The sequence below is a fragment of the Intestinibacillus sp. Marseille-P6563 genome (assembly GCF_900604335.1).
Classification (GTDB): Bacteria; Bacillota; Clostridia; order Oscillospirales; family Butyricicoccaceae; genus Butyricicoccus_B.
In genome coordinates this window covers 1,300,682-1,321,942 of the sequence record NZ_UWOD01000001.1, presented here as the reverse complement: position 1 = coordinate 1,321,942, position 21,261 = coordinate 1,300,682, and the positions used below count along the sequence as shown (strand labels likewise).

General features: G+C 58.9%; 13 protein-coding genes. 6 read left to right on the top strand and 7 right to left on the bottom strand.

Annotated features, from left to right (window positions below; genetic code table 11):
• Nucleotides 1-26: 26 nt before the first annotated feature.
• Genes EFB11_RS06885 through EFB11_RS06860 form a run of 6 tightly spaced genes read right to left on the bottom strand, consistent with a single transcriptional unit; the run spans nt 27 to nt 6,376 of the window.
• On the bottom strand, nt 27-1,346 hold the full coding sequence (locus EFB11_RS06885; protein WP_122789523.1) for a glutamine synthetase family protein: 1,320 nt from the start codon (nt 1,344-1,346) through the stop codon (nt 27-29).
• Nucleotides 1,347-1,366: 20 nt separating this feature from the next.
• Nucleotides 1,367-2,089, bottom strand: coding sequence for a glutamate synthase (locus EFB11_RS06880; RefSeq protein ID WP_122789522.1), 723 nt, complete (start codon nt 2,087-2,089; stop codon nt 1,367-1,369).
• Complete coding sequence (locus tag EFB11_RS06875) at nt 2,083-3,330, bottom strand: NAD(P)/FAD-dependent oxidoreductase (protein WP_122789521.1); 1,248 nt, start codon at nt 3,328-3,330, stop codon at nt 2,083-2,085. The genes EFB11_RS06880 and EFB11_RS06875 overlap by 7 nt, the downstream gene beginning before the upstream one ends.
• A 5-nt stretch (nt 3,331-3,335) precedes the next feature.
• The gene (locus EFB11_RS06870) at nt 3,336-3,764 is read right to left on the bottom strand and encodes a 4Fe-4S dicluster domain-containing protein (protein WP_122789520.1); all 429 of its coding nucleotides are present in this window, start codon (nt 3,762-3,764) and stop codon (nt 3,336-3,338) included.
• A 9-nt stretch (nt 3,765-3,773) separates the two neighbouring features.
• Nucleotides 3,774-5,279 carry a glutamate synthase-related protein gene (locus EFB11_RS06865; protein ID WP_122789519.1) on the bottom strand — a complete coding sequence of 502 codons (1,506 nt, stop codon included), beginning with the start codon at nt 5,277-5,279 and terminating at the stop codon, nt 3,774-3,776.
• Nucleotides 5,279-6,376 carry a class II glutamine amidotransferase gene (locus EFB11_RS06860; protein ID WP_122789518.1) on the bottom strand — a complete coding sequence of 366 codons (1,098 nt, stop codon included), beginning with the start codon at nt 6,374-6,376 and terminating at the stop codon, nt 5,279-5,281. Before EFB11_RS06860 ends, EFB11_RS06865 begins: the two co-directional genes overlap by 1 nt.
• A gap of 466 nt (nt 6,377-6,842) precedes the next feature.
• Between EFB11_RS06860 and EFB11_RS06850 the strand changes: the two genes are divergently transcribed.
• From EFB11_RS06850 to moaA, 3 genes are all read left to right on the top strand, one after another.
• Nucleotides 6,843-8,918, top strand: coding sequence for a glutamine synthetase III family protein (locus tag EFB11_RS06850; RefSeq protein WP_122789516.1), 2,076 nt, complete (start codon nt 6,843-6,845; stop codon nt 8,916-8,918).
• Between the two features lie 74 nt (nt 8,919-8,992).
• Nucleotides 8,993-10,714, top strand: coding sequence for an ammonium transporter (locus EFB11_RS17355; RefSeq protein ID WP_122789515.1), 1,722 nt, complete (start codon nt 8,993-8,995; stop codon nt 10,712-10,714).
• Between the two features lie 131 nt (nt 10,715-10,845).
• Nucleotides 10,846-11,835: a GTP 3',8-cyclase MoaA gene (gene moaA, locus EFB11_RS06840; RefSeq protein ID WP_243115173.1), complete on the top strand. Its 990-nt coding sequence runs from the start codon at nt 10,846-10,848 to the stop codon at nt 11,833-11,835.
• Nucleotides 11,836-11,875: 40 nt separating this feature from the next.
• On the opposite strand, the gene EFB11_RS06835 is transcribed toward moaA, so the two are convergent.
• On the bottom strand, nt 11,876-13,033 hold the full coding sequence (locus tag EFB11_RS06835) for a polysaccharide deacetylase family protein (protein WP_122789514.1): 1,158 nt from the start codon (nt 13,031-13,033) through the stop codon (nt 11,876-11,878).
• A 331-nt stretch (nt 13,034-13,364) separates the two neighbouring features.
• Between EFB11_RS06835 and rpoB the strand changes: the two genes are divergently transcribed.
• The 3 genes from rpoB (at nt 13,365) to EFB11_RS06820 (ending at nt 21,210) form a co-directional block, all read left to right on the top strand.
• On the top strand, nt 13,365-17,084 hold the full coding sequence (gene rpoB, locus EFB11_RS06830; protein WP_122789733.1) for a DNA-directed RNA polymerase subunit beta: 3,720 nt from the start codon (nt 13,365-13,367) through the stop codon (nt 17,082-17,084).
• Nucleotides 17,085-17,116: 32 nt separating this feature from the next.
• A complete protein-coding gene (gene rpoC / locus EFB11_RS06825; protein ID WP_122789513.1) occupies nt 17,117-20,647 on the top strand; it encodes a DNA-directed RNA polymerase subunit beta' in 3,531 nt (1,176 codons plus the stop codon).
• 317 nt (nt 20,648-20,964) lie between these two features.
• Nucleotides 20,965-21,210: a L7Ae/L30e/S12e/Gadd45 family ribosomal protein gene (locus EFB11_RS06820; protein ID WP_122789512.1), complete on the top strand. Its 246-nt coding sequence runs from the start codon at nt 20,965-20,967 to the stop codon at nt 21,208-21,210.
• Nucleotides 21,211-21,261: the final 51 nt, after the last annotated feature.

Below are 21,261 nucleotides of genomic sequence, written 5' to 3'. Positions count from 1 at the left end.
TTTGGTGTCGGTTGTGAAAACGCGGGTTAGTAGCGTTCAAAATAGAGCTTGTAAGCGGCTGCCTGGGGCGTGTGATAGGTCACATATTGGCGGCATTCCTGCCGCTTGGCAGAGAGATAGCTTTCCAGTGTGCGTGCAGGCAGCACTTGGCGCACAAATTCGCTGGCCGCGGCCGCGTCAATCGCTTCCTCCAGCGAACCGGGCAGGGATTCATAGGTCGAAAGTTCGTCTTCGTTTGCCGTAAACAGGTTGATGTTGCAGGGTTCGGGAAGCTTCAGGCCGCGTTCGACGCCATCCATGCCGGCGTGCAGCAGCAGGGTAAAGGCCAGATAGGGATTGAGAGTGCCGTCGGACGCGCGGTATTCCATGCGCCGGTGGCTGCCCTGCGCCGCCGGGATGCGGATGAGGGGCGAACGGTTCTGGTGCGACCAGGTGATGAACCGCGGCGCTTCAAACTCTCCCAGGCGCTCGTAGGAGTTGACCAGGGGATTGAAAAACAGGTTCATCTCGCGCGCATGCGCCAGGATACCAGCGATGAACGATTCCACGGTCTTGGAATGGGCCACGCTCGGGTCGCGGAAGATGTTCTTGCCGCCACGGAAGAGCGACAGGTTGATGTGCAGCCCGCTGCCCGGTTCGCCTGCGAGTGGCTTGGGCAGGAAGGAAGCAAACAGACCGCTCGAGCTGGCAATGGTCTTAACCACCCATTTGAAGGTGACCATATTGTCCGCGGCCTGCAACGCGCCCGAGTATTTGAAATCGATCTCATTTTGGCCGGGGCCTTGCTCGTGGTGGGATGCTTCGGGCTGGATGCCCATTTCTTCGAGCGTCAGGCAGATCTGGCGGCGCACATTTTCCGCGCGGTCGAGGGGTGCCACATCAAAATAGGACGCCGTATCGTGCGGGATGCGGGTGGGCGCGCCGTTTTCATCGAGCATGAACAGATAAAATTCGCACTCAGTGCCCAGCATGCAGGTCAGCTCCTTGTCGTGCATCCGATCGACCGCCTGCCGCAGCAGGTGGCGGCCGTCGCCCTCAAAGGGCTGGCCGTCCGGATACCGGATGTCGCAGAAGAAGCGCACCACGCGCCCGGTCGACGGCCGCCAGGGCAGCACACACAGGGTCGACGGGTCGGGGAACAGCAGCAGATCGCTCGATTCCACATTCATAAACCCGGTCAGGGCAGACGCGTCAAAGCAGATGCCGTCGGAAAAGGCGCGCATCAGTTCGCCCGGTAAAATGGAGATGTTCTTCTGCATGCCGAAGATGTCGCAGAAGGCCAGGCGGATAAACTTGACGTCGTTGTCCTCGATGAACTCCAGAACGTCGCTGATAGAAGTGCTCATAAACAAACCTCCCAAAGGAATTATTCGAACGTATATAATTGTTTATACCCCGCCTCCGGGTTAGGCGTCAAGACATAAAAACGTTCGGACAGAATTTCTTCGGGGGTCGAGCCGAAATGCTGGCAATAAGCGGCCAGATGGGGCATCAGTTCGGCGCGGTCCTCGTCGTTCATTTCGCGCACGAGTACCTGCGGCGGCAGGCCGGACGGCTTTTCGTCGCAGCGCAGGACGATCTTGCCGCCGTGCATGCCCGTGCCGCAGAAGTAGCTGCACGGCAGCGCGCCGTTTGCGCCCCGGCCGAGTACGGCGATCAGCCCGCCGGCCAGGTATTCGCCCAAAAACGAACCGGCGCAGCCGCCCACGATGACCACCGGGAACTTATCCAGATAGGCCTTCATGTGGATGCCGGCACGATAGCCGACATTGCCTTCGATGAGGATACGGCCGCCGCGCATGCCGTAGCCGCAGGCGTCTCCCACGTTACCGTGTACGATGATCTCGCCGTCGTTCATGGTGTCGCCGACTGCCTCCTGGCAGTTGCCGAACACCTCGATGGTCGAGCCGGACAGGTACTGGCCCAGGCCGTTGCCCGGCGTACCGTAGAGTTTGAAAGTCTTATCCGAGCTGCCACAGCCCAGGTAGCGCTGGCCGTAGATCTCGCGCACGGTGATCTCGGCATCGGCGCAGGCGCGGATCTGCTCGTTGAGCCCTTTATAGTATGTGGTGTTTGCCGTGATTACCATGCGCGTGCACCTCCCAGTTTTTTGGCGCGTTCGGTGGAAGAGAAGGCCATCAGCTGCGGTTTTTCGCGGATGAGGTCAAAGTCGATGGACGAAAGCGGGGTGCGCTCCCGGATGAGCGAGGTATAGATGCCCGCACGTTCGATGTCACCCAGCAGGATAAAGCCGACCAGGTGGTCGTCCCGGGTGACGAGCAGCTTGTAGCCGTCCTCGTTGTCGTCCAGATACTGCGTGCCCTCGTACGAGCCCGCGGTGACCATGTGCAGCCCCAAAAAGCCCGAAGCGTTCATGGGGATGGCCTTGTCAAAGGTCGCGTTGCCGCCCGCCATATTGCGGCCCGCCGTTTCGCCCTGCATGTAGGCGCCCGGCAGGATGGCCAGAATGCGGTCGGTATCGCACGAGATGTCGTGCGAGAGCGTGCAGTCGCCGGCCGCGTAGATATCCGGCACCGTGGTCTGCATGTGATCGTCCAGACGGATGCCGCGCTCGACGGTGCAGCCCGCCATTTCGGCAAGGCCGGTGTTGGGACGTACGCCGACCGCAACGACTAGTACGTCAAAGTCGATGCCCAGGCCGCTTTGCAGAATCGCGTGCGTCGGGGTGTCAAACCGGGCAACCGAGTCGCTCAAATGGAACATAACACCCTTGCGCTCGAGATGCTGCTGGATGATGGCCGCCGGGCGTTCGAGCATGACATTGGGCAGGATGCGCGGCGCCATATCGATGACCGTCACCGACTGCGCGCGCTCCAGAATGCCTTCGGCGCACTTGAGGCCAATGAGGCCCGCGCCGACGATCAGCACGCGCTTGTCGTTGGCATTGCCGAGCATGTGGTCAAGATTCTTGGCGTCGTCCAGTGTCATAAAGCTGGTCTGTTCGCGCACCTGGTCCAGGCCTTCCATGGGCGGTACGAACGGCCGCGAGCCGGTGCAGATGCACAGTTTATCATAGGGGAAGGTCTCGCCGCTTTCCAGCGTGACCGTTTTGGCTGCGGCATCCACCGCCTGGACTGTCTGGCCCAGGTGGGGAGTCACGCCGTTTTTCTCGTAAAAGTCGGCTGGACGGTAGCCGAACATCTTTTCTTCGGTCGTTTTGCCTTGCAGCAGGTAGGAGATGAGCGGACGGCCGTAAACCGGATAGGGTTCGGCGGAAATCAGCGTGATCGGACCTGTGCGGTCCACCGCGCGGATGCCTTCAATGGTTCCCACGGCTGCGGTGCCGCCGCCGATGATGACATACTGCATACCGTTCACCTCTCCTCGTAGACAATGGCTTTGTTCGGGCAGCCCTGGACACACATGGGCTGGCCAAACTCGTTTTTCTGACACAGTTCACATTTCTGGATGGCGCCCTGCTCGGAATGGCTGAGCGCGCCGTAGGGGCAGGACAGGATGCACGTGCAGCAGCCGACGCATTTGTCCGAATCGATGTGCACGGCCCCGTTTTCGATGGTCAGCGCACCCGAGATGCAGCCCTTGACGCATAAAGGGTCGTCACAGTGGCGGCAGGATACCGCAAAGGAAATGTTGTTGCGCTCCTCGATCTTGATGCGGGGCGCGATCTTGTGGTCCTTGAGCGCCTTGACCATCGAGGACTTGCCCGAGTTGGCAAAAGCGCAGTAATATTCGCATAAATGGCAGCCAAGGCACCATTTTTCGTTGACATATACCCGTTTCATGTTGCCTCCTTATTCGCCCGCGTGCTTGATACCCAAAATGTCCAGTTCCTTCTGGTTCAGCCCCAGTCCGCGCAGCATCAGGCGGTTGCCGCGCAGCGCTTCGATGGAGTTGATGCCCATGCCGCCCATCATTTCCTTGAGCTCGTGGTCCCAGGCGGTCACCAGGTTGACCAGACGCTTGGAGCCGATGTCGGGGTTTAAGCGCTTGACCAGATCGGGGCGCTGGGTGGCAATGCCCCAGTTGCACTTGCCGGTCTGGCAGGTGCGGCACAGGTGGCAGCCGAGTGCCAGCAGGGCCGAGGTAGCGATGTAGCAGGCGTCGGCGCCCAGGGCAATGGCCTTGAGCAGGTCGCCCGAGTTACGGATGGAGCCGCCCACGACGATGGATACCTGGTCGCGAATGCCCTCGTCGCGCAGCCGCTGGTCGACTGCCGCGAGCGCCAGCTCGATCGGGATACCCACGCTGTCGCGGATGCGGGTGGGCGCAGCGCCCGTGCCGCCGCGGTAGCCGTCAATGCAGATGACGTCTGCGCCCGAGCGGGCCACGCCGGATGCGATGGCCGCAACGTTGTGCACAGCCGCAATCTTGACCATAACCGGCTTTTTGTAATCGGTCGCTTCCTTGAGCGAGAAGACAAGCTGCCGCAGGTCTTCGATCGAGTAAATATCGTGGTGGGGCGCCGGGGAGATGGCGTCCGTGCCGCGGGGGATCATACGGGTCTTGGAGATGTCCGGACCAACCTTCAGGCCGGGTAGATGGCCGCCGATGCCCGGCTTTGCGCCCTGGCCCATCTTGATTTCAATGGCGGCGCCGGCTTCCAGGTAATCTTTATGGACACCGAAACGACCGGATGCAACCTGGACGATGGTGTGCGGGCCGTACTGGTAGAAGTCCTCGTGCAGACCGCCCTCACCGGTGTTGTAGTAGGTGCCGAGCTCGACGGCCGCGCGGGCGAGCGATGCGTGCGCGTTGTAGGAAATCGAACCGTAGCTCATGGCCGAGAACATGATCGGCACGTCGAGCTTGAGCTGAGGCGCCATATTGGGAATCAGGTTGCCGTTTGCGTCGCGCTCGATCTTGCCCGGCTTTTTGCCGAGGAAGGTGCGGGTTTCCATCGGCTCGCGCAGCGGGTCGATGGACGGGTTGGTCACCTGGGAGGCGTTGATGAGGATTTTATCCCAGTAGATCGGGTAGGGTTCCGGGTTGCCCATGGAGCTGAGCAGGACACCGCCCGAACCTGCCTGGCGGTAGACCTCGGAAATGGCCTTGCCCGTCCAGTTGGCGTTCTCTTTAAAGGTATGGTCGGTCTTGACGATCTTGAGCGCCCGAGTCGGGCAGAGCGATACACAGCGGTGGCAGTTGACGCACTTGCTCTCGTCCGAGGTCATGTAGCCAAAATCGACATCGTATTTATGGACTTCGTTTGCGCACTGGCGTTCGCAGGCGCGGCAGGTGATGCAGCGGTCCATGTTACGGACCACCTCATATTGCGGATACAGAAAATCAATAGCCATTACTGCTGCCCCCTATCATTTAAATGGACGATGACCGCTTCGCCGCCGCGCGGCGCCCAGATGCGGTCCAGCTCGGGTTCCACTACGCGGATGGCGCATTCTTCGGACGCGATATAGACCGTTTCGTCCTTTTCGCCGACCACCATCGAGCGCAGCTTCAGACGGTCATTGAGGGCCATCAGGCCGCCGTCAAAGCCCACCAGGATGGAGAACGGGCCGGTGACGAGCAGGGAAGCGAATGCGTTGCGCAAGTAGGTCAGGCGCTCGCGCTCGGCCGGTTCCTTGCTTTCAATGGTCGACCAGAAGGGCGCGGCAATGACATTGGCGATCTCGGGATAGGTCAGCCCCAGCTTGCGGCCCAGGTAATCGATAATATAGGTAATGACCTCGGTGTCGGTCAGCAGGTCGCACGAATAACCGAACATCTCAATAAACCGGCGGTTGGCGTCATAGCTGGAAATTTCGCCGTTGTGGACGACCGTGGTGTCCAGCAGCGCAAACGGATGCGCGCCGCCCCACCAGCCGGGGGTGTTGGTCGGATAGCGGCCATGGCAGGTCCACGAGTAAGCCTCATAGTTTTCCAGCATGTAGTATTCGCCGACATCTTCGGGGTAGCCGTTGGCCTTGAAGACACCGACATTCTTGCCCGAAGAGAAGATGTACGCGCCGTCGATGTTGTGGTTGACATAGATGACGCGGCGGGCGACGAATTCGCGTTCGTCGAGCTGCGAAAACTCGAGAACGGTCGGCAGCGGCTGGACAAAATAGCGGAAGATCATGGGCTCGTCGGTGATGCGGGGGTGCCGGCGGGTCGGGATCTTGGCCATGGAGATGACCTCAAAATTCTTTTTTAAGAAGGCTTCACACGCCTCCTTGGCGCGCTCGTCGTCGAAAAACACGTGGAACGCATAATCATCTTTATATTCCGGATAAATGCCATAGGCGGCAAAACCGCCGCCCAGTCCATTGGAGCGGTCGTGCATGGTAGCGATCGAGCGAATGATGTTTTCACCATTTTCACGTTTGCCGTCCTTATGGAAGATGCCGGAGATGGCGCAGCCGGCCGGGATGCGGACTTGACCTTCTTTCAAAAGCATGGGGATCTCCCTCCTCACAAAAATCACAAGGCAGCTCCGATTTGTAATGAAAAAGGGGCTGCCAAACCGGGCGTCCCTGCCCGGAAAACGAAAAAAGGCGCTCATCCAGAGCGCAGCAGAGAGGGGAAGCCCTCTAGCAGTTCTGCTATCTGGAGGAACGCCTTTGTTCATGGGCTTATTGTACCGCACGGGCGGGCAATGGTCAAGAGGAAAAATGCGAAAATGCAGGAGGAGAATTCATTTCTTGCATTTTTCATAAAACGGGGGAGAAAAAAGGGGGAATGCCTTGTAAAATGCGGCGAAGTTCGGTAAAAATAAAAATTTACCTGGAAAAACGCCTTGACAAAGCTGCAAAACCGGCCTATAATTTGGCTCGTGAACAGCAAAGGCGCTGCGGTCAAAGATTTGACTGCGGCGCTTTTTCTTTTTTCCCCGGCACATCTTGAATACTTAGGAGGAAAAGACAATGCGGAATGTACCCGAATTGTTCGGCAGCATGGTGTTTAACGAAGCTGCCATGAAGGAACGGCTGCCCAAGGAAACCTATAAGGCGCTCAAGCGCACCATGACCGAGGGCACAGCGCTCGACCCCCAGATCGCAGGCGTGGTCGCCAACGCGATGAAGGACTGGGCCATCTCCAAGGGCGCGACGCACTTCACCCACTGGTTCCAGCCCATGACCGGCGTGACGGCTGAAAAGCACGACTCGTTCCTATCCCCGTGCGGCGATGGCGCGGTCATTATGGAGTTTTCGGGCAAGGAGCTCATCAAGGGCGAACCGGATGCGTCTTCGTTCCCGTCGGGCGGTCTGCGTGCGACCTTTGAGGCCCGCGGCTACACGGCCTGGGACCCGACCTCCTATGCGTTTATTAAGGATAACACCTTGTGCATCCCGACGGCGTTCTGCTCCTACACCGGCGAGGTGCTCGATAAAAAGACCCCGCTGCTGCGCTCGATGGACGCCATCAGCAACCAGGCCTGCCGGGTTTTAAAGCTCTTTGGCAAGGATGTCAAGCGTGTGACCACCACGGTCGGCCCCGAGCAGGAATATTTCCTGATCGATAAGAAGCATTATGCGCAGCGTCCGGATTTGATTCTGACCGGCCGCACGCTCTTTGGCGCCAAGGCGCCCAAGGGGCAGGAGATGGAGGATCATTACTTTGGTTCCATCCGTCCGCGCGTCAAGGCCTTTATGGAGGATCTGGACGAGGAACTTTGGAAGCTTGGCATTTATTCCAAGACCGAGCACAACGAAGTCGCACCCTGCCAGCATGAAATGGCGCCCATCTTTACCACCACCAACATCGCCACCGACCACAACCAGCTGACCATGGAGGTCATGAAGCGCGTGGCGGATAAGCATGGCTTTGTCTGCCTGCTGCACGAAAAGCCGTTTGAGGGCGTCAATGGTTCGGGCAAGCACAACAACTGGTCGATCTCCACCGATGCGGGTGAAAACCTGCTCGAGCCGGGCAAGAGCCCGTCGGCCAATGCCCAGTTCCTGCTGTTTTTGACCGCAGTCATCAAGGCAGTGGACGAATACCAGGATCTGCTGCGCATTTCGGTCGCGTCGGCCGGCAATGACCACCGTTTGGGCGCAAACGAAGCGCCGCCGGCGATCATGTCCATGTTCGTCGGCGAGGAACTGGAAGCTATTTTGGATGCCATCGTGTCGGGCGTCGACTACACCGATGCAGCTAAGACCATGATGGACATTGGCGCCGCTGTATTGCCGCCCATCCCCAAGGATACGACCGACCGCAACCGCACCTCGCCCTTTGCCTTTACCGGCAACAAGTTTGAATTCCGTATGCTGGGTTCGGCGCTCAACATTGCCTGCCCCAACATCATGCTCAACACCGCGGTCGCCGAGGAATTGCGCCAGTTCGCCGACGAACTGGAAGCCGCCAGCGATTTCGACGCTGCCCTCGGTACGCTCATCCGCCGCGAGATCAAGGCGCACCGCCGCATCATCTTCAACGGCAACGGCTACGGCGCTGATTGGCCGATCGAAGCCGAAAAGCGTGGGCTGATGAACCTCAAGTCCACCCCGGAAGCGCTGCCGCACTACACTGACGACAAGAACGTCAAGCTGTTCCAGGCGCACGGCGTTTATACGCAGGCCGAGATGCAGTCGCGTGAAGAAATCCTGCTCGAAGAATATGCTAAGACCATCCAGATCGAAGCGCTGACCTCGCTCGAACTGCTGAGCCGCCAGATTATCCCGGCAGTGGTCGCTTACTCGGGCAAGGTGGCCCAGAGTGCGGCGGCCAAGGCATCCATCGGTGTTCAGGCGTCGGCGGAGACCCAGCTGGCACGTGACTTGGCCGAACAGACGGCCGACCTGATGCAAAAGCGCGACGCGCTGGCACAGGCGCTCGAAACCATCCCGGCGGACGTGCAGCAGGCGGCACAGTATTACCACGATACGGTCATTGCTGCCATGGATGCCGCACGTGCGGTGGCCGATGCACTCGAAACCCAGGTGGCAGCATCCGATTGGCCGCTGCCGACCTACGGCGAAATGCTGTTTTATGTTTAACTGATACACAAAGGCGTGTACCTCCCAAGACCAAGGGGGTACACGCCTTTTGAATTTTCAGGGGGGGTTATCTTATGGAACTTGCAAATCTTGCAACTGCGCTCAATACGGGCTGGGTCCTGCTGGGCGCGGCGCTGGTGTTCTTCATGCAGGCCGGCTTTGCCATGGTCGAAACCGGCTTCACCCGCGCGAAGAACGCCGGCAACATCATTATGAAGAACCTGATGGACTTCTGCCTGGGCACGCCGATCTTCTGGATCCTGGGCTTTGGCATCATGTTCGGAGCCGCCAGCCCGTTTTTCGGCGGGTTTGATTTCTTCACCGACGGCGCCGTCGGCGAGGGCTACGACTGGGCGACGCTGATCTTCCAGACCGTGTTCTGCGCGACCGCGGCGACGATCGTATCGGGCGCCATGGCCGAGCGTACCAAGTTTTCGGCGTATTGTGTGTATTCTGCCGTGATTTCGGCGATTATTTACCCGGTTTCCGGGCACTGGATCTGGGGCGGCGGCTGGCTGAGTGAACTCGGCTTCCATGACTTTGCTGGTTCCACAGCGGTTCATATGGTCGGCGGCGTGGCGGCATTCGTCGGCGCTTCCATTCTGGGGCCGCGTATCGGCAAGTATACCAAGGACGGCAAGGCGCGTGCGATTCCGGGCCACTCTCTGACCCTGGGCGCACTCGGCGTATTCATCCTGTGGTTCTGCTGGTTTGGGTTTAACGGCGCTTCGACGGTCGCTTTGGCCGACGGCGCTGCCGAAACCGCAGCCCGTGTCTTTGTGACCACCAACCTCGCGGCTGCGATGGCGACCGTAACGGTTATGTTCATCACCTGGGCGCGGTATAAGAAGCCCGATGTTTCCATGACGCTCAACGGCTCTTTGGCCGGCCTGGTCGCCATTACGGCGGGCTGTGATACGGTCACACCGGCTGGCGCAGCCATCATCGGCATCATTGCCGGTCTGGTTGTTGTTTTTGGCATTGAATTTGTCGACCAGAAGCTCAAGGTCGATGACCCGGTTGGTGCGGTTGGCGTACATGGCTTGTGCGGTGCGACCGGTACCATCATGGTCGGCCTGTTCGGTTACTACGAATACGGCACCAACAATGTCGCACCCGTGGGCCTGTTCTACGGCGGCGGCGCCCATGCCCTGCTTGTGCAGCTTCTTGGTATGGTTTGCGTCATCGCCTGGGTTGCCGTTACCATGACCATTGTGTTCCAGATCATCAAGCACACCATGGGTCTGCGAGTTTCCCGCGAAGAAGAAGTCATGGGTCTGGATAAGCCTGAACACGGTTTGGCATCTGCTTACGCTGACTTTATGCCCGTGCCGCAGGTGCTGGGCACCAAGGCGGGCGAACGCGAAGCCAAGGCCGCCGAAGGCATGCCGGCGCCTGCCGAGCAGGCCGTACCGGTTACCCGCGTATCGACGGATAACGGCGCGAGCGGTATCCACAAGGTGGTCATCCTGGCCAAACAGTCCCGTCTGGAAGCACTCAAGGATACCATGAACGATATCGGTGTCACCGGTATGACGGTCACCAACGTTATGGGCTTTGGCCAGCAGAAGGGCGCAGCCGAATACTACCGCGGCGCCGAACTGGATGTCACCCTGCTGCCCAAGGTCAAGATGGAGATCGTCGTCACGGCTATCCCGGTCGATACGGTTGTGGATGCAGCCAAGAAGGCGCTGTACACCGGTCACATCGGCGACGGCAAGATCTTTGTTTACGACGTTGTGGACGTGGTCAAGGTCCGTACCGGCCAGAGCGGGTACGATGCCTTGCAGGACTAACTTTTGGATAAAAAGGGAATCTCCCATTTTATCATCTTCCCTTTTCACAAACGCAGGCCCCGGACAGATATCCGGGGCCTGTGCTTTCTTTCGGCGAAAACCGCTTGCCGCCTGCGCGGCAGGGGCTTATAATGGAGGAAAAACATCCGCGCCGCATGGCGCGGGATATGGGAGCTTTTGGTATGACCGATCGTTTCGGGCGCGCGATCACCTATGCGCGCCTTTCTTTGACCGAGGCCTGCAATCTGCGGTGCCGCTACTGCATGCCGCCCGGCCGCGCTTCCGCCCGTCCGGCGATGGACGACCGGCAGGTCGAGCATCTGGTGCAGGCGCTGGCAGCGATGGGGGTGCGTAAAATCCGGTTCACCGGCGGCGAACCGCTCGTGCGGCCGGGCGTGCGGCCCCTGCTCGAGCGGGTGTGCCGGCAGCCCGGCATCGACTGGGCCATCACCACCAACGGCACCACCCTTGCGCGGGATGCCGAATGGCTGTGCCGCGCCGGGGTCACGCGAGTCAATATCAGTTTGGATACGCTGGATGCAGCCGATTATCAGGCACTCACGGGCGGGAATGTACAGGACGCCCGGCGCGGAATAGAAGCGGCGCTCGCAGCCGGATTTCGGCAGGTGCGGCTCAACGCTGTGCTGGTGCGCGGGGTGAGCGAAGGACAGATTGCCGTTCTGGCCGACTGGACACGCGACTGGCCGGTCGATGTGCGGTTTATCGAACTGATGCCCATGGGCACCTGTCAGGACTGGGCCAAGGCGCATTTCCTGCCCGCCCGGGCGGTACGAGAGGCATTGCCCGAACTGCAGGAGACCGAGCAGGACGCCCACGCTCCGGCACATTATTTCCGCCTGCCGGGCGCCAAAGGCCGGGTGGGGCTGATTACGCCGCTGAGCGGCCATTTCTGCGCGGCCTGCAACCGCATCCGCATCACCTTTGACGGCAAACTCAAACCCTGTCTGCACTCCAACGAGGAAATCGATTTGCGGCCTGCGCTGGACGACCCGGCCGCGCTGCAAGAACTTCTGCGACAAGGCGTGCAGTGCAAACCGGAACGCCATCACCTGTGCGAAAACCAGTTCATCCGCCGTGACATGTCCCAGATCGGCGGATAACAAAAGACCCCGGCCCGTATGGGCTGGGGTCTTGATGTTTTTAGTTGTAGACCGCATTTTGAACCAGCGTGTTGATGTCGGTATCGTAATACATATCCATGCGCACCAGAATGTCGTCGGCGGCAAACTGACGGCCCTGCACAAGCTGCAGCTTATACCCGGCACGCTTGGCCAGCTGATAGGTTTCTTGGTTGTGGTCGCCGTAAGGATATGCCAAGAAGAGGGTCTTTTTCTTCAGTTCCTGCGACAGGCTGTGATACGCGGTGCTGAACATGCTGGACAGTTCGGCGCTGGGCATGGACGTTGCGCGCTCGTGCAGCAGGTTGTGGCTGTAAATGGACACATAGCCGCTTTCCTCCATTTCACGCGCTTGATCGTAGGTGAAATGGCTGTTCCGTCCGCCGCTCAGGTCCTGCACCACGCAGAAAATATCAGCATGCAACTGCATCTCCTGCAACAGGGGATAGGCGATCTCGTAATTGTTTAAGTACCCGTCGTCAATGGTGACGATGAAATATTTCTTGTCGGGGTCGGCTTCGCCGTTGTAATACTGCTCCAGGGTCAGCGGTTCAAAGCCCAGGGCGAGCAGATCGTTGATGTTCTCGCGGAAGCGCTCGGGCGTGGTATATAAGGTGGGGCTTAAAAGCGCCTCTTCTTCGGTTTCGCAGAAGGCGTGATACATCAGAATGATGGTATTGCCCTGCCGCTCAAAGTAATGGGCGGTTTTATCCAGTTCGACCGCTTCGCGCGCACCGTCGTAGATGGCCTGGATGTCCAGCGCCCGAGCCAGGTCGCGCAGCTTAAAGTAGTTGTAGCCGCCGATCTCATAACCCTGGATGTCGGACGGCGCATCGTTGACCAGCACTTGCTGGCTGGTGGGCGCTGCCGTGACCGTTTCCGGCCAGTTGTCTTCGGGAAGGTCGCGGTCGCCCTCATAGGTGCCCGAGGACGAGATGGAAACCGTGCCGGCGTCTTCGTCGTAGGTGACCGAGTAGTCGAGCATGCGGCCAAAATCGCGCAGGCGGACATAATTATAGCCATCGATGTTGTAGGCGTGCGTCGATTTTTGGGATGAATCGACATAAAAGGTCTGGCTGGCCAGATGGCCTTCGATGGGCGCCTCATCGGCCGCAGCGGCAGACGGGACCAAAAACAGGGCGCACAGCGGCAGAAAAAGAAATTTCCACAGTTTTCTCATAAAATCCCCCTTTGAGCGTAGGTATGGCGGAAATGCAAAAAAGAAAGCAGGCTCCCCGGCGTTTTGGCGTCGACGACCTGCTTTGTGGTGACTTTTCAAAAAAACAAAGGGATATAGATGCACGATTTATGAAAAATTATTCTTGACTTTCGGGTGAAAATAATGGTATAATAAATCGCTTATCGAAATCGATGGAATTTACCTTATAACTACCAACATAATAGCATGATTTCTGTGCAAAAGCAAGCATTCCATTTGAAAAATAACCACGCCACCCGGCGTATCACACAAACACCCCGGACGAACGAAAAGGAGTGATGGGTTCAACATGATGGTCAAAGACGTACAGCATGGCAAAACCACACGAAAGAGCTTCGCGAAGATCGAAGAGATCCTCGAGATGCCCAACCTCATCGAGGTGCAGAAGAAGTCGTATCAGTGGTTTCTGACCGACGGCCTGCGCGAGGTTTTTGAGGATGTGTCCTCGATCACCGACTACACCGGCAACCTGGAGCTTTCCTTCCTCGACTACACGCTCGAGGACGAGCCCAAGTACAGCGTTGAGGAGTGCAAGGCGCGCGATGCCACATACGCCTGCCCGCTCAAGGTGCGCATGCGCCTGCACAACAAGGAGACGGGCGAGATCAAGGAGCAGGAGATCTTCATGGGCGACTTCCCGCGTATGACCGACTCGGGCACCTTTATCATCAACGGCGCCGAACGCGCCATCGTTTCCCAGATCGTCCGTTCGCCGGGCGTATACTACGGCCGCGAGCTCGACAAGACCGATAAGGCGATCTTGTCGGCAACCGTTATCCCGTATCGCGGCGCGTGGCTGGAATACGAAACCGATGTCAACGACGTATTCTATGTCCGCATCGATAAAAACCGCAAAATCCCGATCACCTCGTTCATCCGCGCCATCGGCGTCAAGACCGATGCCGAGATCCTCGAGATGTTCGGCGAAGATGAGCGCATCCTGGCGACCCTGGACCGCGACCCGTCCAAGACCGTCGAAGAAGCGCTGATCGAAATCTATAAGAAGATGCGTCCGGGCGAGCCGCCGTCTGTCGAGTCGGCTACCAGCCTGATGAACGCGATGTTCTTCGACATGCGCCGCTACGACATTTCGGCAGTCGGCCGCTACAAGTACAACAAGAAGCTCAACATTGCCCGCCGCATCGTAGGCCGCAAGATGCTCACCCCGGTCGTTGACCCCATGACCGGCGAGATCCTCGCCGAAGAGGGCGAGATCCTGACCCGCGACAAGGCGCGTCTGATCGCGCAGCGCGGCGTCCATGGCGTCATCGTGGAATCGGCCGAAGGCAAGCCGGTCAAGGTGTTCGGCAACGGCATGGTTGACATCGGCGACTTCTCCGATTACACCGGCTTTACCGCCGAAGAGCTGGGCATCAAGGAAAAGGTCCGCTTCGTGATTTTGAAGGAGATCATCGAGTCGGGCGTTTCGGGCGAGGACATGAAGAAGGCCATCCATGACCGCATGATCGACCTCATCCCGAAGACCATCATCGTCGACGACATGCTGGCCTCCATCTGCTACCTGCTCAACATCGGCAACGGCATCGGCACCACCGACGACATCGACCACCTGGGCAACCGCCGTCTGCGCTGCGTGGGCGAATTGCTCCAGAACCAGTTCCGCATCGGCTTTAGCCGTATGGAGCGCGTCATCCGCGAGCGCATGACCATCCAGGACCTGGACATCGTTACCCCGCAGTCGCTCATCAACATCCGCCCGGTGACCGCGGCCATCAAGGAATTCTTCGGTTCTTCGCCGCTGTCCCAGTTCATGGACCAGAACAACCCGCTGGCCGAACTGACCCACAAGCGCCGTATGTCCGCGCTGGGTCCTGGCGGTCTGTCGCGTGACCGCGCATCCTTCGAAGTGCGCGACGTACACTATTCGCACTATGGTCGTCTGTGCCCGATCGAGACCCCTGAAGGTCCGAACATCGGTCTGATCTCCTACCTGGCGACCTATGCCCGCATCAACGACTTTGGCTTCATCGAAGCGCCCTACCGCATCATCGATAAGGAAAATGGCCGCGTAACCGATGAAGTACAGTATATGACCGCGGACGTCGAGGACGAATACATCGTCTGCCAGGCCACCGAGCCGATCGACGAAAACGGCTACCTTATCAACGACCGTGTCACCTGCCGTATGCGCGACGAGTTCGTCGAAGTTGACCGCAAGGACGTTGACCTGATGGACGTTTCGCCCCGCATGATGGTTTCGGTTGCGACCGCATTCATTCCGTTCCTCGAGCACGACGACGCAAACCGTGCACTCATGGGCGCGAACATGCAGCGTCAGGCTGTGCCGCTCCTCAAGACCGAGGCGCCGGTCGTTGCCACCGGTATGGAATACAAGGCCGCAGTTGACTCGGGCACCATCCCGCTGGCCGAGGGCGACGGCGTTGTTACCCGTTCGACCGCCCGCGAGGTTTCGGTCCTGTACGACAACGGCCAGGAAAAGACCTATCACCTGACCAAGTTCCTGCGTTCCAACCAGTCGACCTGTATCAACATGCGTCCGATCGTCGATTTGGGCGAGCGGGTCAAGTGCGGCGACGTGCTGGCCGACGGCCCGTCGACCGATAAGGGCGAGATCGCGCTCGGTAAGAACGCGCTGATCGGCTTTATGACCTGGGAAGGTTACAACTACGAGGACGCCGTTCTGCTCAACGAACGTCTGGTTCGTGACGACGTGTATACCTCGATTCACATTGAAGAATACGAATCCGAATCCCGTGACACCAAGCTCGGGCCGGAAGAGATCACCCGCGACGTGCCCAACGTCGGTGAAGATGCTCTGCGCGATCTGGACGAGCGCGGCATCATCCGTGTGGGCGCCGAAGTACACGCGGGCGATATCCTGGTCGGTAAGGTTACGCCCAAGGGCGAAACCGAACTGACTGCCGAAGAGCGCCTGCTGCGCGCCATCTTCGGTGAAAAGGCGCGCGAAGTACGTGACACTTCGCTGCGTGCACCGCACGGCGAAAGCGGTATCGTCGTAGACGTCAAGGTCTTTACCCGTGAAAACGGCGACGAACTGTCCCCGGGCGTCAACATGGTTGTTCGTGTCTATATCGCCCAGAAGCGTAAGATTTCGGTCGGCGATAAGATGGCGGGCCGCCATGGTAACAAGGGTGTCGTTTCGCGCATCCTGCCGCAGGAGGATATGCCCTTCCTGGAAGACGGCACGCCGCTCGACATCGTGCTCAACCCCCTGGGCGTACCGAGCCGTATGAACATCGGTCAGGTGCTCGAAGTGCATCTGGGCTTTGCGGCTAAGAAGCTGGGCTGGAAGATCGAGACCCCGGTCTTCGACGGCGCGACCCTGGACGACATCAAGGAAACCCTGGTTGCCGCTGGCGTCAACGAGGACGGTAAGAGCGTCCTGTACGACGGCCGTACCGGCGAACAGTTCCACAACCGCGTTACCGTCGGTTATATGTATTACCTCAAGCTGCACCATCTGGTCGACGATAAGATTCACGCCCGTTCGACCGGTCCGTACTCGCTCGTCACCCAGCAGCCGCTCGGTGGTAAGGCGCAGTTCGGCGGCCAGCGCTTCGGCGAAATGGAAGTTTGGGCGCTCGAAGCATACGGCGCCGCTTACACCCTGCAGGAAATCCTGACCGTCAAGTCGGACGATATTACCGGCCGTGTCAAGACCTACGAGGCCATCGTCAAGGGCCACAACGTGCCGCAGCCGGGCGTACCCGAATCCTTCAAGGTTCTGGTCAAGGAACTGCAGTCGCTCTGCCTGGATATCAAGGTGCTCGACGAAAACATGGAAGTAATCGAACTGGCCGACGATGAGGACGACGAGGAAGAGATCGGCCGTCCGATGGCGGAAGCACCCGCAGTCGGCACCGACGAGGAGTTCAGCGCCGCTGGCTTTGGCATCAATGACGCCGAAGAGGGGGATACCGACCTGGATGCGTTTGACAGTGCGTCGGGCGCAGAGGACGATACCTTCGCCGATGAGGACAACTACGGCGACGGCGACTTTGATATGTAATGCGGATTAGGGAAGGAGCAATCGTATAGCTTATGGGATATAACACATTTAACGCCATTAAAATCGGTCTGGCTTCGCCCGATCTCATCCGCGAGTGGTCGTATGGCGAGGTGAAAAAGCCGGAAACCATCAACTACCGTACCCTCAAGCCCGAAAAGGACGGCCTGTTCTGCGAACGCATCTTTGGGCCGACCAAGGACTGGGAATGCCATTGCGGTAAGTACAAGAAGGTGCGCTACAAGGGCAAGATCTGTGATAAGTGCGGCGTCGAAGTGACCCGCGCCAAGGTCCGCCGTGAGCGTATGGGCCACATCGAGCTGGCTGCCCCGGTGTCGCACATCTGGTACTTTAAGGGCATCCCGTCCCGCATGGGCCTGATTCTGGATATTTCTCCGCGCGTACTCGAAAAGGTGCTGTACTTTGCAGCCTATATCGTCACCGAACCGGGCGATACCCCGCTGATGAAGAAGCAGATCCTCACCGAGATCGAGTACCGCGATATGCGCGAAAAGTATGAGGACGATTTCGAAGCATCCATGGGCGCTGAAGCCATTCAGGCACTGCTCAAGGAGATCGACCTGGAAAAGCTGTCGCAGGAGCTGCGCGCCGAGCTGCGCGACGCTTCCGGCCAGAAGCGCATGCGCATCATCAAGCGCCTGGAGGTCGTGGAATCCTTCCGCACCTCGGGCAACCGCCCGGAGTGGATGATTATGGACGTGGTTCCGGTCATCCCGCCGGAAATCCGGCCCATGGTACAGCTGGACGGCGGCCGCTTCGCGACCTCGGACCTCAATGACCTGTACCGCCGCGTGATTAACCGTAACAACCGTCTGAAGCGTCTGCTCGAACTGGGCGCGCCCGACATCATCGTGCGCAACGAGAAGCGCATGCTCCAGGAAGCCGTCGACGCCCTGATCGACAACGGCCGTCGCGGCCGTCCGGTCACTGGCCCGAACAACCGCGCCCTCAAGTCCCTGTCCGACATGCTGAAGGGTAAGCAGGGCCGCTTCCGTCAGAACCTGCTCGGTAAGCGCGTTGACTACTCCGGCCGTTCGGTTATCGTCGTCGGCCCGGACCTTAAGATCTGGCAGTGCGGTCTGCCCAAGGAAATGGCTCTCGAGCTGTTCAAACCCTTTATCATGAAGCGCCTGGTCGAAGACGGCCTGGCTTCCAATATCAAATCGGCCAAGAAGATGGTCGAGCGCGCCAAGGCCGAGGTCTGGGACGTGCTGGCTGACATCATCAAGGGCCATCCGGTTATGCTGAACCGTGCACCGACGCTGCACCGTCTGGGTATCCAGGCGTTCGAGCCCGTGCTGGTCGAAGGCCGCGCGATTCGTCTGCATCCGCTGGTATGTACGGCATTTAACGCCGACTTCGACGGCGACCAGATGGCCGTGCACGTACCGCTGTCCGCCGAGGCACAGGCCGAGGCTCGACTGCTCATGCTGTCGGCCAACAACCTGTTAAAGCCGCAGGACGGCAAGCCGGTTACCGTTCCGTCGCAGGATATGGTACTCGGTTCCTACTACCTGACCATTGACCGCGATACCGAGCCGGGCACCGGCAAGGTCTTCGCGTCCCCGGACGAAGCCCTGATGGCATACGACCAGGGCATCGTCGGTATCCATGCGCCCATCAAGGTACGCATGACCAAGCAGATCGGTGGCCGCACCGTGTCCAAGCTGGTCGATGCGACCCCGGGCCGCCTGATCTTTAACGAACGCATCCCGCAGGATCTGGGCTTTGTCGATCGTACCGATGAGACCTGCCTGGACCTCGAAATTATGTTCACCTGCGGTAAGAAGGAACTCGGCAAGATTATCGACCGCTGCATCCACGTGCACGACTTCAATAAGACCGCCGAGGTACTCGACTCCATCAAGGCCATGGGCTACAAGTACTCCACTCAGGGCGCGCTGACCGTTGCGGTTGCCGACATGCTGGTGCCGGACGAAAAGGACACCCTGGTGCACGAGTCCGAGCAGAAGGTCGCTCAGATCGACCGCAAGTACAAGCGCGGCTTCATCACCGATGACGAACGCTATCGTCTGGTCGTTGCCGAGTGGGAATCGACCACCAAGAAGGTAACGGGCAAGCTGCAGGAAAACATGAAGGCACAGCGCTACAACCCGATTCACATGATGGCCGATTCGGGCGCGCGTGGTTCGATCAACCAGATTCGTCAGCTGGCCGGTATGCGCGGCCTGATGGCATCCACCTCCGGTAAGACGATCGAAATCCCGATTAAGTCCAACTTCCGTGAAGGTCTGTCGGTACTCGAATACTTCATCTCGGCGCGTGGCGCTCGTAAGGGTCTGGCCGATACTGCGCTTCGTACCGCGGACTCCGGTTACCTGACCCGTCGTCTGGTTGACGTTTCGCAGGATGTCATCATCCGCGAGGAAGACTGCGGCGCAACCAAGGGCATCTGGGTCGAGGACATCAAGGAAGGCAACCAGATCATCGAGACCTTCCGCGAGCGTCTGCTTGGCCGCTTCCCGGTCGACGATGTTCTCCATCCGGAGACCGGCGAACTGCTGGTATCCAAGGACACCATGATGAAGGACGCCGAGGCCGACAAGATCGTAAATGCTGGCATCACCCGTCTGCAGATTCGTTCGGTTCTGGAATGCCGCGCACGCAAGGGCGTTTGCTCGCACTGCTACGGCATGAACCTGGCCGTTGGCACGCCGTGCGGCATGGGCGAAGCGGTTGGTATCATCGCAGCCCAGTCGATCGGTGAACCGGGTACCCAGCTGACCATGCGTACGTTCCACACCGGCGGCGTCGCAGGTTCGGACATCACCCAAGGTCTGCCGCGTGTCGAAGAACTGTTCGAGGCACGCAAGCCCAAGAAGGTGGCGACCCTGGCCGAGATCCCGGGCGTGGTTTCCATCGAGGAATCCAAGCGCACCACCCTCAAGACCATCAACATCGTCAACCCCGAAAACGGCGATATCCGTTCGTATCAGCTGGCTTCTTCGTCGGGCATCCGTGTCGAAGACGGCCAGACCGTCAAGCAGGGTGAGCAGCTCAACGAAGGCGCACTCAGCCCGCACGATATCCTGCGTATCCTGGATCCTCGTGCCGTACACGACTATGAGATCAAGGAAGTTCAGAAGGTATACCGTCAGCAGGGCGTTGATATCAACGATAAGCACATCGAAGTTATCGTGCGCCAGATGATGCGCAAGGTCAAGGTCGAAGACGCAGGCGATGCCAATGTGCTGCCGGGTTCGGTTATGGACCTGCTCGAGTTCGAGGACTTCAACAACGAAGTGCAGAAGCGCATCGATGCAGGCGAGACCGACCTCAAGCTTGCCACTTGCAGCCCGACGCTCATGGGTATCACCAAGGCGTCGCTGGCAACCGAATCCTTCCTGTCCGCGGCATCCTTCCAGGAGACCACCCGCGTGCTGACCGACGCAGCGATCAAGGGTAAGATCGACCCGCTGCTCGGCCTGAAGGAAAACGTTATCATCGGTAAGCTCATCCCGGCAGGCTCCGGTATGCAGGAATACCGCAGCGGCCACTACGAGCAGACCGTGAACCTCGATTAACCCTCACAAAAATGCGAAAATCCCCGGAGAATTTCTCTTCGGGGATTTTTTATCAGGGCGCGGCCCGACCCAAGCGTGGGCGGCAAAATAAAAATTTGTTTTTTCCGGATAAACCGGGAAAAACCGGGCATGCTAAGAGGGACGCCGCGAAAAAGGGCGTCCCTCTTTTGCACTTTTGCAGACTAACAAAAAAAGTGCACAGTTTCCGGGGCTTCGGGCGGGAATTTCTCGATAAAACGGAGAAACAGGAAAAAAAGCTTGACCGGACGGGGGTGAGCCGTTATACTATTATCGTATGCGGTATAGGAGGGAAAACCATGCTTTCTCAGTTAACGGCGGCGGCCAAGGTCGTTGGCGTCAAGCAATCCAGAAAGGCCATCCGCGATGGTAAGGCGGCGCGTGTTTATGTGGCGCTCGACGCGGAACAGCGTGTGCTGCGCCCGATCTGCGATCTGTGCCGCGAAATGAACGTTCCGGTGGAAGAAGTCGCCACCATGGCCGAACTTGGTCTGGCCTGCCAGATCGATGTGGGCGCCGCGGTCGTGACCGTTCTGGCCGAATGATTTTGCTGATGACCGGATGACGGTTTATCATAATAAAAATTTTTGAAGAAG

Bases quoted from the DNA above. Each gene is read 5' to 3' on its own strand.
- EFB11_RS06885 (WP_122789523.1), bottom strand. From the start codon at position 1,346: ATGAGCACTTCTATCAGCGACGTTCTGGAGTTCATCGAGGACAACGAC.
- EFB11_RS06880 (WP_122789522.1), bottom strand. From the start codon at position 2,089: ATGGTAATCACGGCAAACACCACATACTATAAAGGGCTCAACGAGCAG.
- EFB11_RS06875 (WP_122789521.1), bottom strand. From the start codon at position 3,330: ATGCAGTATGTCATCATCGGCGGCGGCACCGCAGCCGTGGGAACCATT.
- EFB11_RS06870 (WP_122789520.1), bottom strand. From the start codon at position 3,764: ATGAAACGGGTATATGTCAACGAAAAATGGTGCCTTGGCTGCCATTTA.
- EFB11_RS06865 (WP_122789519.1), bottom strand. From the start codon at position 5,279: ATGGCTATTGATTTTCTGTATCCGCAATATGAGGTGGTCCGTAACATG.
- EFB11_RS06860 (WP_122789518.1), bottom strand. From the start codon at position 6,376: ATGCTTTTGAAAGAAGGTCAAGTCCGCATCCCGGCCGGCTGCGCCATC.
- EFB11_RS06850 (WP_122789516.1), top strand. From the start codon at position 6,843: ATGCGGAATGTACCCGAATTGTTCGGCAGCATGGTGTTTAACGAAGCT.
- EFB11_RS17355 (WP_122789515.1), top strand. From the start codon at position 8,993: ATGGAACTTGCAAATCTTGCAACTGCGCTCAATACGGGCTGGGTCCTG.
- moaA (WP_243115173.1), top strand. From the start codon at position 10,846: ATGGAGGAAAAACATCCGCGCCGCATGGCGCGGGATATGGGAGCTTTT.
- EFB11_RS06835 (WP_122789514.1), bottom strand. From the start codon at position 13,033: ATGAGAAAACTGTGGAAATTTCTTTTTCTGCCGCTGTGCGCCCTGTTT.
- rpoB (WP_122789733.1), top strand. From the start codon at position 13,365: ATGGTCAAAGACGTACAGCATGGCAAAACCACACGAAAGAGCTTCGCG.
- rpoC (WP_122789513.1), top strand. From the start codon at position 17,117: ATGGGATATAACACATTTAACGCCATTAAAATCGGTCTGGCTTCGCCC.
- EFB11_RS06820 (WP_122789512.1), top strand. From the start codon at position 20,965: ATGCTTTCTCAGTTAACGGCGGCGGCCAAGGTCGTTGGCGTCAAGCAA.